We start from the raw sequence: 15,592 nt of genomic DNA, 5'->3' as shown, positions 1-15,592 counted from the left end.
ATGATATAATGAGGGAAAATTCAGACTGGTTAAGGAGAATACGTATGGCGAGCGATCATGAAACGGTTCAAATGGATTTAGTGAAAGCGATATTGGAAGAATTGCCTGTTGGCGTTTTGGTTACGAAAAACGAAAAAGAAATCGTTTTATCCAATCGCGTATTATCAGAGGCATTTGCCGATAATCAATTCGACGTGCAAATCAATAAGCTGATCGAAAAAAACCTTTTGCCGGCTGTCAATACGCCAATCCGTTTGAACGAACATAATGGGATTGTCAGGAAAACCATCATTCAAATGGGTGATGTGAAGTATCAAATATATCTCCTGCTGTTTACCAATAATAAAAGTGATTTTCTTACTATCGATAATCACGAAGAGGTTCTTTTCAAGGATATCATCGAATTTGCCTATGACGGATTAGTGATGGTCGATACGGAAGGCTATGTCCAAATGCTGAGCCACGCGTATGCGGATTTTCTTGGGGTCGATCAGGAAAGCTCCATAGGGAAACATGTCACGGAGGTCATTGAAAATACGCGTATGCATGTGGTCTCGAAAACGGGCAAGCAAGAGGTCGCTGAATTACAGAAAATAAAAGATAATTATATCATTGCAACACGCTCCCCCATACGCAAGCAGGGTAAATTGATAGGAGCGGTCGGGAAGATATTGTTTAAGAATGTCGGGCAGTTCACGGCCCTCTCCAAACGGATAAACTCGCTTGAGGTGGAGCTGAAAAAGTATAAAGGCGATTTTCGCGAGAGAAATAAAGCCTCCTATACCTTTGATCATTTGATGGGGAGAAGTCCTGCTTTCATGGAAGTGAAGGGCCAGGCCAAAATTGCCGCAAAAAGCGATTCGAATGTATTGATCTTGGGCGAAAGCGGAACGGGTAAGGAGCTGTTTGCCCACTCCATCCACAATGATAGCAGACGGGCGATGGGTGTGTTCGTCAAGGTGAACTGTGCCGCCATTCCGGCAGAGCTGCTGGAATCCGAGCTGTTCGGCTATGAAGAAGGTTCCTTCACGGGTGCCAAAAAAGGCGGAAAAGCAGGGAAGTTCGAAGCGGCTGAAGGGGGAACGATCTTTCTTGATGAGATCGGCGAGCTGCCGCTGCATATGCAGGTGAAGCTGCTTCGTGTGCTGCAGGAAAAAGAGATCGAGAGGGTCGGTTCGACAGGAAGCATTCCGATTGATGTGCGCGTGATCGCTGCAACGAACCGCAATCTGGAGGATATGGTGTCTAAAGGGGAATTCCGGCTTGATATGTATTACCGGCTGAAGGTGATGCAATTCCAGGTCCCTTCCTTAAGGGAACGTCCAGAGGACATGGAAATATTGGCGAAACATTTTGTCGAAAAATACCAGAGCCTCATGAAAAAACATGTACTTGGGTTGAGTGACCAAGCATTACGGCTGCTTCGCCACTATGAGTGGCCAGGCAATATTCGTGAGCTGGAGAATATCATTGAACGGGCCATGAATATGGTTGAAGCAGGGGAAATGATCCGTTCCAAGCATCTCCCGAAGGAAATCACGGGTCAGAAGGAAACCATCACGATCCGCACCCTGGCCGAACTGATGGATGAGACCGAACGGACTGCCATCCTTTCATGCCTGGAGATGACTTCCGGCAATAAATCAGAAACGGCAAAGAAACTCGGAGTCAGCCGAACAACGCTTTACGAAAAAATGAATAAATATGGTTTATGAAAATAGGAAACGATCTTTTTGCCAAACTATTGGGAGGCGCCTAGGGCGGACTGTCCGCCCGAAAGCGAATCTTACACGTGGACGTTCATGCTGTTATGTCAGGATATCCGTACATAAATCGAAGGTGGTTGTAATGATTGTAAGGGAATCCGCACACTTTTTAACGGAATCTGATCATGTGTAAGGAAAACCTGACAGTTTTAAAGGGTTCCAGCTGGCTAATTTTATGAAAACGCAGCATTATAACCATGTATGTAAGTTGGCACGATAATTGCATAATTACTTTAACGAATGGTCAATCTGTCATTTTATATGGTGTGTGCACGTAAACTAAAAAATGAATTCCGTCATTCACCAAAATGTTGAAAGCGTTCTCAATGAATGAGAAGCACTTAGGGAATCATTCAGCTTGACTTGGGGAAGGCAGGCTTGGATGGTACAAGGGAAAAAATATTGGAATTTAGGGAGATTGATAGTTTCCGCTAAGAGCTTATGGGGACAAGGGGAGAAAAAAAGAAAAGGGGGAATTGGATTGGTGATACAAATTTTAGCCATCGTTGTGGCGCTGGGACTTTTAATCTTTTTAGCCTACCGGGGCTATCCGGTCATTATCATAGCGCCGCTCGTTACTTTGTTGGCGGTCATTTTATCCGGCGGTCACTTGCTGCCGAGTTATACAGAGACATACATGACGTTCGCCGCTAACTATATTAAAGCGTTTTTTCCGATATTCCTATTAGGGGCCGTATTCGGAAAGGTCATGGAGATGAGCGGTGCAGCCGCATCCATCGCCAAAACCATTGTAAAATCACTGGGCTCGAAGCAGGCTATCCTGGCAGTGGTGCTTGCCTGTTCGGCACTGACATATGGCGGGGTTTCCCTGTTCGTCGTGGCATTCGCCGTATATCCATTTGCAGCAGCCATCTTTAAAGAAGCGGACATTCCGAAGAGGTTATTGCCGGGAACAATTGCTTTAGGTGCTTTCACTTATACGATGGATGCTCTTCCTGGAACACCTCAGATCCAAAATATCATTCCGACAAATTATTTCGGAACAGATACTTATGCCGCTCCAATCATGGGGATCATCGGGGCAATCATTGTATTCACAGGAGGAATGCTTTGGCTGGAACGCCGTCGTAAACAAGCGATGGCAAATGGCGAAGGGTACGGGGAAGGCCATATTAATGAGCCGGAGAGTGCAGAACAGCAAAACCTGCCTAACTTTTGGCTGTCTCTCGTACCGCTCATCCTTGTTGTCGCGTTCAACTTCGCATTCAGCCGCAGTGCGATTTCAGTCAAGCACTGGTATGACGGATCGATGTTGAAGGAAACGTTCAACATTGCCGATGTAAGCACGGTTACATCATCATGGTCCCTGATCGTAGCCTTGTCAATCGGTATCATAGCCGCCATGCTCCTCAATGTTGGACGGATAAAGGTCAAATTGGCAACAGGATTGACAGCCGCTGCCATGGGATCTTTGCTTGCCATATTCAATACCGCATCTGAAGTCGGTTTTGGGAATGTCGTCAAAACGCTTCCTGGATTTTCGGTCATCCAAAGCTGGGTGTTCAACGCAAGCGGCAATCCACTTGTATCCGAGGCTGTTGCCGTCAATGTCCTGGCAGGGATCACCGGATCTGCATCAGGCGGACTTTCGATTGCGTTGGAAGTGATGGGAGGTCACTATTTGCAGGTGGCACAAAATGTCGGGATCACCCCGGAGATGCTTCATCGAATTGCATCCATGGCATCCGGCGGGATGGATACGCTGCCGCATAATGGCGCCGTCATCACCTTACTTGCCATTACGGGACTGACACATCGCCAATCATACAAGGATATTTTTGCGATTACGGTTTTGAAAACAGTGACCGTCTTCATCATCGCTTTTGGCACATCATTGTTTATTTAAAAGAATAGATTAGGAATGGAGATGGAAAAATGAGTAAATTGTTATCATCTTTTGACAGCGCTATTGAACAAATCGAGGATGGAGCTACCATTATCGTTGGCGGGTTCGGATTAAGCGGTATTCCGGAAAAACTAATCATTGCTTTGCGTAACAAGGGTGTAAAGGATTTGACGGTAGTCAGCAACAATTGCGGAGTCGACGATTGGGGTCTGGGGCTTTTACTGGAAAATAAACAAATCAAAAAAATGATAGCTTCATATGTAGGGGAAAATAAGTTGTTCGAGCAGCAATTCCTAAGCGGCGAGCTGGAGGTCGAGCTAGTTCCCCAAGGAACGCTTGCAGAGCGTTTAAGAGCGGGCGGGGCGGGCATTCCTGCCTTTTATACGGCTACCGGGGTTGGCACGGAAGTCGCCAAAGGGAAGGAACATAAAGAGTTCGACGGCCGCACATACATCATGGAAAAAGGGATTATCGGGGACTTTGCCTTTGTCAAAGCTTGGAAAGCGGATCATTTCGGAAATCTCGTATACCGGAAAACAGCAAGGAATTTCAATCCTGTCGTTGCCACAGCGGGGAAAGTCACGATTGTCGAAGTGGAAGAGGTTGTGGGCATAGGGGAGCTTGATCCGGATGAAATTCATACTTCAGGAGTTTATGTACAAAAAGTGCTTGTAGGAACGGACTATGTAAAAAGAATTGAAAAACTTACAACTGCTAACGCATAAAAGGAGGAGAATTCACATGACAAGACAACTGATTTTAGAACGGGCCGTTAAAGAAATCCAAGATGGTATGTGCGTGAATTTAGGGATCGGAATGCCGACCTTGATCGCCAACATGATTCCCGATGACTTTAATGTCATGCTTCAGTCGGAGAATGGCTTACTGGGAATCGGCCCTTACCCGCAAAAGGACGAAGTCGATCCAGATTTGATCAATGCAGGGAAAGAAACGGTAACGGCAAAGGCGGGAGCATCCTTTTTTGATAGCGCCGAATCATTCGCGATGATCCGCGGCGGCCATATCGACCTAGCGATATTAGGCGGGATGGAGGTTTCCGAAACAGGGGATTTGGCCAACTGGATGATTCCAGGCAAGATGGTGAAAGGAATGGGAGGCGCGATGGACCTTGTCCAAGGAGCGAAACGGATCGTTGTCATCATGGACCATGTGAACAAGCATGGAGAATCCAAAGTGAAAAAGTCCTGTACACTGCCATTGACTGGAGAAAAAGTCGTCCATTGCCTGATTACCGAATTGGCTGTTTTTCACTTTACCGATGCTGGCATGGAATTGATAGAATTGCAAAATGGCGTAACACTTGATGAAGTGAAAAGCAAAACCGAGGCTGACTTCACCATAAGCCCCTCTATTGAAATTCGGGCATAAGCTATAGAGATTGATAAGATAAGCTCCCAGTAGACTATTTCCATTCGTAAACAAGCGAATGGAAGTGGTCTATTTTTTTTTTGGGGTTTCATGATTCAGGTGCTACTTTTTCGTTGAAAAGCCTTATATAAAGGGTGCTAGGGATGTAAAAGGAGGGACTGCATTGAAAGTGGAATTACGAACATTAGTGGAGCGATCAGTGAAGAAGATGGGCAAAGGGATGGAGGCTGTGGTGCAGGCATCAGCATTGGAGCTGATCGAACGGGCTTATACAGAAGGGATCGCTGTACAGATAAGCGCAGGTTATCGCTCTTTGGAAGAACAAGCCGCGCTATATGGTCAAGGACGAATCTACAGCTACAATGGAAAAAATTATAGTGATCCGGGTAAGCCTGTTGTGACGAACGCTAAGCCAGGCCAATCTTATCATAATTTTGGACTGGCCATCGATTTCTTCATTGTAAGTGATGATGGCAGGAAAGCAATCTGGACGGTGGATTCAAGGTGGCGGCGTGTAGCTGCGATAGGAAAAAAGTTGGGATTCGATTGGGGCGGAAATTGGCGCACATTCAAGGATTATCCCCATTTGGAAATGACGGGCGGATTAACCTATACACAGTTACAAGCAGGGAAGAAACCGCACCTTACCAACCTATTCAAAAAAACGGGAACACCAAAGACCGAAGGAAATCGCCAAATCATGTTCATCCAAAAAACAGTCAACAGCCGATATAAAACGAATCTGGCGGTCGATGGTTTTTCCGGTCCCAAAACGCGATCAGCCCTTTTAACGGGGTTACAAACGGAGCTTAATAAGCAATATAATCATAGACTTGCAGTCGATGGAAAATGGGGGCCAAGAACCAAGGCGGCGATGGTCACCTTAAGAAAAGGAGCTGCTGGCCCCATCACATGGATTCTGCAAGCCGCCCTTTATATGAAAGGATTCGATCCCGGGCCGCTTGATGCACGATTCGGCAGCAAAACCATAGCGGCATTATCCAAATTTCAAAAAGCAAGCAGCCTTTCTGCAGATAAGCAGGCCGGCAAAGAAACCTGGCATACATTGCTTGCTTGATAGAGGATGTTCTTGGCGGAAAGGATATTCACCCTTTCTGCCCGCCGGAAGGCTAATTCGTCCCTCTTAAGGAATACTTGGGGATAATTCGACTTTCCCGGGAAATAAATTTCCTGAATCCAACATCATTCGACTTTTCCCACTTAAAAACAGCCGCTATCGATTCAATCAAGCTTCATGCACCAATCATTGCATAACATGAAGCTCCCTGGCGGATATTCGAATTCACATTCGCCGAGGAGCTTGAAGTCCAGCTTCCGGCAAATGGCATTGGATGCGGCGTTATGGACGGATGGAAAGGCATGGATGGAGCTATATTTGCGTTCGTCCTTAATGATTGCGATGAGGGCCCTAACGGCTTGTGAGGCAAGACCTCTTCCCTGAAAGGAGGAGAGGACACTCCAGCCGATTTCATAGACTTCATCGTTGCGGACGGTTTGCCAGTAGCCGACGGAGCCGACAGCTCCTGCTTCCGGAAGGACCATGCTGAACATGCATCCCTTGTTGCCGATCTCAAGGTATCGTTTGTGGCGTCTTTCGATTTGTTCCGCACTCTCGGGACCGCCAAGGTGCTTCATCATTTCGGGTTCATTGAGTTGAAAAAGTAAAGCAAGGTCCTTTTCCACCCAAGTCTTAATTTCCAATATGGTTTCATCCCTTCGTTTTGAAATCACAATCACCCCTCTCCTATACATTTCCCTGCAGAAAGGGAAACTCCTTTTTTATCTCCGGAAGCTTTGTCGGTCCTATCAAACTATTCCCATTAAATGATATAATTTACAGGTGTTCTATCAAATGCGAGAACGGAGAGGAAGAAATGAAATCTTCAGTCAATCAGTTTTCCACTCAATTTGAATGGATATTGAATGTAATCAATGTGGGTGTTCATATCGTGAATAAAGATGGAGATACGGTTTTTTATAATGAAATGATGGCACATATCGATGGGCTGGCTCGTGAACAGGTGCTTGGGGAGAATATCTTTCAGCTATACCCTTCCTTGACGGATGAATCAAGTACGCTGCAGGCGGCCTTGGACAAAGGAATTGAAACGAATGAGTCGATCCAGACCTATGTCAATGTTAAGGAGAAAAAGATAACGTCGATCAATAGCACATATCCTTTATATGAAGATGGCGAAATCATCGGGGCAGTGGAGATTGCCAAGGACATTACCAAGGTCATGAATATGTATGACCAAATTGTTGATTTACGTTCCCAGCTTGCGAAAACCTATAAGAAAAATAAATTTTTGGAAGGGACGGCGACGTATCATTTCAGCGATCTGATCGGGAGCAGTCCCGCTTTTCAAGAAGCGATATCGTTGGCAAAGAAAGCGGCCCGAACGCATTCCCCGGTCATGATTTATGGACCGACGGGAACAGGGAAGGAATTGGTTGCCCAAAGTATACATAATGTAAGTGCCCATCGCCATCAGCCGTTCATTGCGCAAAATTGTGCGGCGGTTCCAAGGGAATTGATGGAGGGTCTGCTTTTTGGCACGACGAAGGGGGCCTTCACCGGGGCGGTGGATCGGCTGGGGATTTTTGAACAGGCCAATGGCGGTACGCTGTTTCTTGATGAATTGAATAGCCTCGACCTTGGATTGCAGGCGAAATTGCTGCGGGTGCTGCAAGAGGGCGAGGTGCGTCGCGTGGGAGGGGCAAAGGAGCAAAAAATTAACGTGAAGATCATTGCGGCGATGAACATTTCTCCCGATGAGGCGTTGGAAAGGGGGATCATTCGCTCCGATTTATTTTTTCGCCTGAATGTCGTGACGATTCAAATGCCGTCCCTGCTGGAGCGCAAAGCGGATATACCGTTCATTGCCGATCACTTTATTCAGAAGTTCAACAATTCATTTTTTTCGGACGTTCGCGGCATCACTCAAAAGGCGATGAATCGGCTTCTTCAGTATCCATGGCCAGGAAACATTCGTGAACTGGGTCATGCCATCGAATTGGCCTTTAACGTCATGGATGCAGGGGAGGATATGATTGATGAACATCACCTTCCGGCCTATCTTTTCCCGTCAGGCAAATACACTCCCTCCAATGCCCAGACCCTGCCTCCCACATTAACGGACACGATTGATTTACCTGTCGTCCTTGAGGAACTGGAAAAGGAAATGATCATCAAGATGTTCGAGAAATATAACGGGAATATCAGTAAGACGGCCGAGGCCCTCACTATTACGAGGCAAGGATTACAATATAAGTTAAGCAAGTACAAAATTGAAAAGGTGTATACCGCGGAAACGAGAGATTCATGAAAAAAGGAAACTCCTGTTTTTTTTAGGAGTTTCCTTTTTTACTACGTGCACGTTACGTCCATTCTTCAGCCAAGAGCCCATAGATAACATGGTCTACAAAATGGTCATATAACCACTCTGCATTCCTTACTTCACCTTCTTTTCTAAACCCCAATCGTTCAGGAAGGGCACGGCTTTTTTTATTTTCAACAGCCACTCTCACTTCAATCCTGCCTAAGCCGAGGTCGTTAAACCCGTAATCGATTAAGCTTTTGAAAGCCTTGGTCATGATTCCCTTCCCTTGAAATTCTTCTCCCAGCCAATACCCGACAACCCCGATTTTATTCGATTTATTAATTTCATTAAATCCGATTGTCCCTGCCATTTCCCCTTTATATATAATCGCAAATGATTTGGGATATCCTCCATTATCCACTACTTCCAACAGTCTTGCTTTAATATATTCGGCCGTATCCTGTACCCTTTCGACGTAATCGAGCCAGCCGAGCCATTCTTTCAAATAGGCCTTAGAACGCATGGTTAACGTATAAAATTCTTCAGCATCATCCTTATTGAACAGCCTTAAAGATACTTCTTCATCAATTATATGTACCAACAAATCTTACTCCCTCTTGCCATTATTTAGAATATACAGATAATTTCAGTGTATCATAGGTCCCCGCCTGCAAAGAATCTGGCTGCAAAATATTGGGCGATTAGAAAGGATTTTTGCGGCCGTCAAGAACAGATTCCTCACAGCCCCTTATTTATCCTCGTCAAGGGTGTTGGCATCATTCTTGCGAGAGTATATCAATAAGTTCTTAGAATAAGGGGAGGGAAATTTTTAATGAACATGATGGGAATGGAAATAAAACATAAAGAATACCTTGGCGGACGCAGGCACTATAATGAGATCGAGCTTTGGAAGGACGTCAAGGAAGAGCAGTGGAACGATTGGATTTGGCAATTGACCAATACGATCAAAACCTTGGATGATTTGAAAAAGGTCGTCAACCTGACACCGGAGGAAGAGGAAGGCGTCCGGATCTCGACACAAACGATTCCTTTGAACATAACGCCCTATTATGCCTCTTTAATGAATCCTGATGATCCTCGCTGCCCGATTCGTTTACAATCGGTGCCGCTCTCGGCCGAAATGAACAAGACGAGGTATGATTTAGAGGATCCGCTCCATGAGGATGAGGATTCACCGGTTCCAGGCTTGACGCATCGATACCCAGACAGAGTTCTGTTCCTTGTTACGAACCAGTGCTCGATGTACTGCCGATATTGCACGCGCCGCCGTTTTTCAGGCCAGGTCGGCATGGGCGTTCCAAAGAAACAATTGGACGGGGCGATCGAATATATAAGAAATACACCGGAAGTGAGGGACGTGCTGATTTCCGGCGGGGACGGCTTGCTGATCAATGATAAGATCCTCGAATACGTATTGAGCAACTTACGCGCCATCCCGCATGTGGAAATCATCCGGATCGGCACACGGGCACCAGTCGTTTTCCCGCAGCGGATTACGGAAAATTTATGTAATATTCTGAAAAAATACCATCCAATTTGGTTAAACACCCATTTCAATCATTCACTTGAACTGACCGACGAAGCGAAGAAGGCTTGCGACATGCTGTCGATGGCAGGCGTCCCGCTTGGTAATCAGGCGGTCATACTCGCTGGCATCAACGATAGTGTCCATATCATGAAAAAACTGATGCATGACTGTGTCATGGCGAGGGTAAGGCCTTATTACATTTATCAATGCGATTTATCCGAAGGGATTGGCCATTTCCGGGCGCCGGTTTCAAAAGGATTGGAAATCATTGAAGCACTGCGCGGCCATACATCGGGATATGCGGTGCCGACCTTTGTTGTCGATGCCCCAGGCGGCGGCGGAAAAATCGCCTTGACCCCGAATTACCTGCTATCCCAAAGTCCGGATAAGGTCGTATTGCGGAACTTTGAAGGAGTCATCACAAGCTATCCGGAGCCGAAGAATTATGTTTCCGGCAGTGCGGACGCGTACTTTGATGAAGTGTATGGCACGGAAGAACGAAAAGCGGCCGTGGGGATATCCGCACTCATGACGGACGAAAAATTCAACTTGGTACCAGAAGGGTTGCGCCGCCTTGATAAGAGAAAGGCATATGAAAATGCCGCAGAGCATGCCTCATTAAAGGACCGCCGCGATAAACGCGATGAAATGAAGGAAAAACTGAGGAAGGCCCAAGAAAAAAAACAGGCCATATCCAAAGGTGAACCGGTGAAACCGGAAGGCAAGGAGGGATGACGATGGATTGCTTGTGGTGCAATGCCCCAAACGTTGAAGAAAGTGAAAAGAAGGATTGCTACTGGATCATGCCGGATGGAAAACGATCGATAAAGCTCCTGCAGGTTCCAGCCATTAACTGTCCTGAATGCGGAATTTATGTGTCTGACCATATGAACCAAAAGGTGGATGAGGCCTTATCCATTTACGACCTGAGTGAATATCCTGACGAGTTCACCTATGCTCAGCTTCTTGCGGCGCCAGTCAAGCAACTATTCAATTGGAAATGAAATCACGGGAGAAGCGGATGATCGTCATCCCTTCTCCCGCAACGTGTAAGGAGAAGCATGATCCAGAAAATAGAACAAAACCACGGAAACTGCAAAAATATCTCCGAAAAAAGAAACATATCGACGAAACCGGCGAAGATATCTCCGAAAAAAGAAACATATCGACGAAACCAGCGAAGATATCTCCGAAAAAAGAAATATATCGACGAAACCGGCGAAGATATCTCCGAAAAAAGAAACATATCGGCGAAACCGGCGAAAATATCTCCGAAAAAAGAAACATATCGACGAAACCAGCGAAGATATCTCCGAAAAAAGAAATATATCGACGAAACCGGCGAATATATCTCCGAAAAAAGAAACATATCGACGAAACCGGCGAATATATCTCCGAAAAAAGAAATATATCGACGAAACCGGCAATTTTATCTCCGAAAAGGAGAATCGAATCGTTCATGAATAATGGGTGACCATCCGCAGTATGATGGAGTATGGAAGATATCACTGAAGATGAAAGGATATGGATGATGCAAACGAGAGAAGCATATCGCGGTACTGGAATCGGTGTCATATTCATGGCATTCTTCGGTACGCTCTGGGCAGGGATCGGTGTCATGGGATTGCAGGAATGGGGGTTTCCATACGTGGAACTCGCTGCCATTTTAGTTGGATTGATGCTGCTTATTGGAGGCATTTCACTATTGCATGCGGCACATGAAATGCCGCAGCAAATTACAGGGAACCTGAAGCGAATCCGATTCTGGTTCAACATCGTCTTCATCGCCGAAGGTTTACTGATCGGGGCTGCCATTGCCATCTGTAACGCGGCCAATCAAACCGAGCTTATACCTGGTGTCATCGCCATTATCGTGGGCATCCATTTCTTACCCCTGGCATCGCTTTTTCAAATCAAACTATATTATTTTACTGGAGTGATCCTCTGCTTTCTGGCACTTATGACTTTACTTGTCGCTCCAAGCACCATCATGCTTGGTGATCACGAAATTACGGCAAAATTATCACTGTTAGGATTTGGCTGCGCACTAACCCTTTGGACCACTGGACTTACCTTATGGCTCCGTGTGAAGAATGCTAAGCGAGCGGTTGTCCACTCTAAAGACCATCCAAGCTGAATAACTTCACAGGACCTTCTCCAAGCGTGTACCATTTTGAAAGCAATAAATAGCCTTAACCACTTTAGAGGGTTCGCCGTTCTTAGTGAAAAGGGCACTTCCATCTGGAAGGGCATAGATCTTTCGTTCACTTGAAAGGGGAAGCAATTCTGCATCTATCTGATTCTCGTAATGGACCTCGACGCTAAACGTAACCAATGCCAAGCCATCGACCACAATCGTTTCTGGATAGTCTTTATCTTTCGTTATGATGCAATCGGTGCAGAAGGCTAGTGAGCCAGCACTATATCCGATCAGTAAGCCCTTGAAGCTTTTCAAGATCGGTGTAAGTCTTTTTTTCTCCATTAAAGTGATCAATCTTTCTGGACTGCCGCCAATAAAATAAAGAACATCATGTTCGTTTATAGCTTGCTTCATTTCCTCTTCTGTAAGGTTTTCATTCAATATGTCAACACGTGCATGTTCCATTTCTGAAAAAGCCGCTTTGATGGTTGAAAGCCAGCCTTCGTACCTGGAAGCGTCGGTGGCAAAAGGAATTATCAAGATCTTTGCATCACGATTCATCCTGCTTGAAAGTTCGAGGTACACCTCATCTAAGTCGTTATTCGCGTGACTGCCGCTGCCAATGAAACAAATATCCATCTCTGTATCGCCTCCCAGTCGCTAAAGCACATGTTAATTCCTCATCCACGTTAAAAACCTGATGATTTGAAGGGGTTCATTCCAAACGAGGATGAAGCTTAATAGAAAGAACGCCCCGACAGCCAAGAATTTCTCCTTGCCTTTTTCATTTTTGAACAAGGCCCCGAAGCTTACTAGCATACCGAGCAATAATGCCCCGAATCCGAAAACCATTAAAAGATCGAAGGCTTCTTTGCTGGCAAAAGAAAGGCCAACTGCTGCGGCACCCATCATCGCGAATCCGATTGACCACCTGCTTAAATTTTTCATAGAAACCGCCCTTTTTTTACTGATTATACCAATTAAAGGATTGGAAGGATAGGATTTGTTTATTTGTAAAAATAAATTTTTTTTGGAATAAATTGTTGTAACTTTCGGGGATTAATTGTAATATGTATAACAATCAATAAATCAGAAGCCATGATGAGGACAACAATCATTTTTACGGTCTCAAGAGAGGGAAGGGCAGCTGCGAACTTCCTGGCTTAGGAAAATGATTTACCGCCTTTGAGCTTTTATCGGTGAATGATAGTAACCGATAGCGCCTAAGCTGCGTTACAGCTCCAGAGCCATAAGTGAAAGTGTTATGGGAAATTGGGTGGAATCACGGGTAAACGCGCTCGTCCCTTATAGAGGGATGGGTGCGTTTTTTGTTTATAAAAAAATCGCGATGAAAAGGACAACAATCATTTTTACGGTCTTAAGAGAGGGAAGGGCAGCTGCGAACTTCCTGGCTTAGGAAAATGATTTACCGCCTTTGAGTTATATCAGTGAACCTTTAGTAGCTGATATCGCCTAAGCTGCGTTACAAGCTCCAGAGCCATGAGTGTTGCTTGCTTATGGGAAATTGGGTGGAACCACGGGTAAACGCACTCGTCCCTTGCTTAGGGATGAATGCGTTTTTTTATTATACAAAAGGGGTGTTCATGTGATGGAGGGAAAAATGATCAACATTCGTTTCCCGGATGGGAAGCAAAAGCAATATCTGATGGGTACGACAGTGGAAAGCGTGGCAGGCTCCATCAGTTCAAGCTTAAGGAAAAAGGCAGTTGCAGGAAAGTTCGATAAGCAACTGGTTGATCTAAGTTACCAGTTGAATGAAGCGGGGGAACTTTCGATTATAACGCTTGATTCGGAAGAAGGACTGCACGTTTTGCGGCACACTTCGGCGCATATTTTGGCACAGGCGGTGAAGAGACTTCATGGTACGGCGCAATTGGGCATGGGTCCGGTCATCGAGGATGGTTTTTATTATGATTTTAAGCTGGAGCATCCCTTGAGCTCAGAGAGTCTGCAAGCCATTGAAAAAGAGATGGAAAAAATCATAAACGAAAATCTGGAAATAAAAAGGATCGAGGTTAGTTATGAAGAAGCGGTGCAGCTTTTTGAAAAACAAGGGGAGCCATTCAAGCTCGATATTGTGAACAACATTCCGAACGGTGAAAAACTTACGCTTTACCAACAAGGGGAATTTATCGACCTTTGCCGCGGACCGCACCTTCCTGCGACAGCTTTTGTAAAAGCATTCAAGCTCACACGTGTTTCAGGTGCTTATTGGCGGGGAGATAAACGGTATGAAGTGCTTCAACGGGTGTCCGGCGTGGCCTTCGCAAGTAAAAAGGATTTGCAGGAACACTTCCGTTTCATGGAAGAAGCAGCCAAGCGCGATCACCGGAAATTAGGGAAGCAGCTCGAGCTATTCATGTTTTCCGAGGAAGCTCCTGGAATGCCGTTTTATTTACCGAAAGGACAAATCATCAGGAATGAATTGGAGAAGTTCTCGCGTGAGCTTCAGGCTGAAGCGGATTACGACGAGGTTCGTACGCCGTTCATGATGAATCAGCGCTTATGGGAACGATCGGGCCATTGGGATCATTATCATGAGAATATGTACTTTACGGAGGTCGATGATACGAAATTCGCGATGAAGCCAATGAACTGTCCGGGCCATATGCTTCTCTTCAAAAATAATCGTTATTCCTACAGGGACTTACCCATCAGGATGGCTGAATTCGGTCAAGTCCATCGCCATGAATATAGTGGAGCATTGAACGGAATGCTTCGGGTCCGCACATTTTGCCAGGATGATGCCCACCTATTCGTACGGCAGGAGCAAATCGAGGAGGAGATCAAGCAGGTGTTTCAACTGATTGACCAAGTGTATCGGACATTCGGATTCGAGTACGCCGTGGAGCTCTCGACTCGGCCCAAGGATTCATTGGGAGATGACTCCCTTTGGGATGCGTCTGAAGCAGCCTTGAAAAATGTGCTGGAACGCATCGGCGTCGCTTATCAACTCAATGAGGGGGACGGAGCCTTTTACGGACCGAAAATTGATTTTCATATTAAGGATGCATTAAAGCGCAGCCATCAATGTGCAACGATTCAACTTGATTTTCAAATGCCGGAAAAATTCGAATTGACTTACATGGATGAACAAAATCAAAAAGTCCGCCCCGTCGTCATCCATCGTGCGATTTATGGCTCGGTCGATCGTTTTTTGGGGATCCTGATTGAGCATTATGCAGGGGCTTTTCCGGTATGGCTTGCCCCAATCCAGGTACAAATCATCCCTGTCTCGAACGTCCATATTCCGTACAGCCAAAAACTCCAAAAACAACTGAAAAAGCTTGGCATAAGGGTGACTATGGACGAACGCAACGAAAAGCTCGGATATAAAATCAGGGATGCCCAAATGAAGAAGATCCCATATATGCTTGTCCTTGGCGATAAAGAAGAGCGAAAAAAGGAAGTCAACGTCCGCAAATACGGCGAGCAAACGAATGAATCTCATCCAATAGATGCTTTCATCAACAACCTGCTCCACCAAATAAAAGCACGCAGCAACTAACCCAACCG

The 15,592-nt window shown here is 45.7% G+C and carries 14 protein-coding genes and 2 other annotated features; of the genes, 10 read left to right on the top strand and 4 right to left on the bottom strand.

The window, feature by feature from the left end; translation table 11 throughout:
* Positions 1-44: 44 nt before the first annotated feature.
* The 5 genes from QNI08_RS09550 (at position 45) to QNI08_RS09530 (ending at position 6,100) form a co-directional block, all read left to right on the top strand.
* Positions 45-1,715, top strand: a complete 1,671-nt coding sequence (locus QNI08_RS09550; protein ID WP_285767199.1) for a sigma-54 interaction domain-containing protein — start codon at positions 45-47, stop codon at positions 1,713-1,715.
* 532 nt (positions 1,716-2,247) lie between these two features.
* Positions 2,248-3,633 (top strand): GntP family permease, encoded by a 1,386-nt coding sequence (locus tag QNI08_RS09545; RefSeq protein WP_285767198.1) that lies wholly within the window; start codon positions 2,248-2,250, stop codon positions 3,631-3,633.
* 29 nt (positions 3,634-3,662) lie between these two features.
* The gene (locus QNI08_RS09540; protein ID WP_285767197.1) at positions 3,663-4,358 is read left to right on the top strand and encodes a CoA transferase subunit A; all 696 of its coding nucleotides are present in this window, start codon (positions 3,663-3,665) and stop codon (positions 4,356-4,358) included.
* Between the two features lie 16 nt (positions 4,359-4,374).
* On the top strand, positions 4,375-5,022 hold the full coding sequence (locus QNI08_RS09535; protein WP_483313766.1) for a 3-oxoacid CoA-transferase subunit B: 648 nt from the start codon (positions 4,375-4,377) through the stop codon (positions 5,020-5,022).
* A gap of 169 nt (positions 5,023-5,191) precedes the next feature.
* Positions 5,192-6,100, top strand: a complete 909-nt coding sequence (locus QNI08_RS09530) for a peptidoglycan-binding protein (protein ID WP_285767491.1) — start codon at positions 5,192-5,194, stop codon at positions 6,098-6,100.
* A 164-nt stretch (positions 6,101-6,264) separates the two neighbouring features.
* Here the strand turns inward: QNI08_RS09530 and QNI08_RS09525 are convergent, their stop codons facing one another.
* Positions 6,265-6,771 carry a GNAT family N-acetyltransferase gene (locus tag QNI08_RS09525; protein WP_483313771.1) on the bottom strand — a complete coding sequence of 169 codons (507 nt, stop codon included), beginning with the start codon at positions 6,769-6,771 and terminating at the stop codon, positions 6,265-6,267.
* Positions 6,772-6,917: 146 nt separating this feature from the next.
* Here QNI08_RS09525 and QNI08_RS09520 point away from each other — a divergent pair, with 146 nt between their 5' ends.
* Complete coding sequence (locus tag QNI08_RS09520) at positions 6,918-8,372, top strand: sigma-54 interaction domain-containing protein (RefSeq protein ID WP_285767195.1); 1,455 nt, start codon at positions 6,918-6,920, stop codon at positions 8,370-8,372.
* A 52-nt stretch (positions 8,373-8,424) separates the two neighbouring features.
* On the opposite strand, the gene QNI08_RS09515 is transcribed toward QNI08_RS09520, so the two are convergent.
* The gene (locus QNI08_RS09515; RefSeq protein WP_352231211.1) at positions 8,425-8,967 is read right to left on the bottom strand and encodes a GNAT family N-acetyltransferase; all 543 of its coding nucleotides are present in this window, start codon (positions 8,965-8,967) and stop codon (positions 8,425-8,427) included.
* A 246-nt stretch (positions 8,968-9,213) separates the two neighbouring features.
* Here QNI08_RS09515 and kamA point away from each other — a divergent pair, with 246 nt between their 5' ends.
* The 3 genes from kamA to QNI08_RS09500 all read left to right on the top strand — a co-directional run bounded on the left by kamA (position 9,214) and on the right by QNI08_RS09500 (position 12,052).
* A complete protein-coding gene (gene kamA / locus QNI08_RS09510) occupies positions 9,214-10,650 on the top strand; it encodes a lysine 2,3-aminomutase (protein ID WP_285767490.1) in 1,437 nt (478 codons plus the stop codon).
* Positions 10,651-10,652: 2 nt separating this feature from the next.
* Positions 10,653-10,919: a YokU family protein gene (locus QNI08_RS09505; RefSeq protein WP_285767193.1), complete on the top strand. Its 267-nt coding sequence runs from the start codon at positions 10,653-10,655 to the stop codon at positions 10,917-10,919.
* 491 nt (positions 10,920-11,410) lie between these two features.
* A complete protein-coding gene (locus tag QNI08_RS09500; protein ID WP_285767192.1) occupies positions 11,411-12,052 on the top strand; it encodes a DUF7010 family protein in 642 nt (213 codons plus the stop codon).
* A gap of 6 nt (positions 12,053-12,058) precedes the next feature.
* Here QNI08_RS09500 and QNI08_RS09495 read toward each other — a convergent pair whose 3' ends face one another.
* Together QNI08_RS09495 and QNI08_RS09490 are read right to left on the bottom strand one after the other, a co-directional pair.
* Positions 12,059-12,694: a Type 1 glutamine amidotransferase-like domain-containing protein gene (locus QNI08_RS09495; protein WP_285767191.1), complete on the bottom strand. Its 636-nt coding sequence runs from the start codon at positions 12,692-12,694 to the stop codon at positions 12,059-12,061.
* 33 nt (positions 12,695-12,727) lie between these two features.
* Positions 12,728-13,003 (bottom strand): hypothetical protein, encoded by a 276-nt coding sequence (locus QNI08_RS09490; protein WP_285767190.1) that lies wholly within the window; start codon positions 13,001-13,003, stop codon positions 12,728-12,730.
* A 141-nt stretch (positions 13,004-13,144) separates the two neighbouring features.
* Positions 13,145-13,364: a binding site (T-box leader), on the top strand.
* Between the two features lie 30 nt (positions 13,365-13,394).
* Positions 13,395-13,617 (top strand) — a binding site (T-box leader).
* 59 nt (positions 13,618-13,676) lie between these two features.
* Here QNI08_RS09490 and thrS point away from each other — a divergent pair.
* Positions 13,677-15,584: a threonine--tRNA ligase gene (gene thrS / locus QNI08_RS09485; protein WP_483313765.1), complete on the top strand. Its 1,908-nt coding sequence runs from the start codon at positions 13,677-13,679 to the stop codon at positions 15,582-15,584.
* Positions 15,585-15,592 lie beyond the last annotated feature (8 nt).

This window comes from Peribacillus folii (genome assembly GCF_030271255.1).
Classification (GTDB): Bacteria; Bacillota; Bacilli; order Bacillales; family DSM-1321; genus Peribacillus.
The sequence above is the reverse complement of the archived record's forward strand: the minus strand, read 5'-3'. Positions and strand labels throughout refer to the sequence as shown.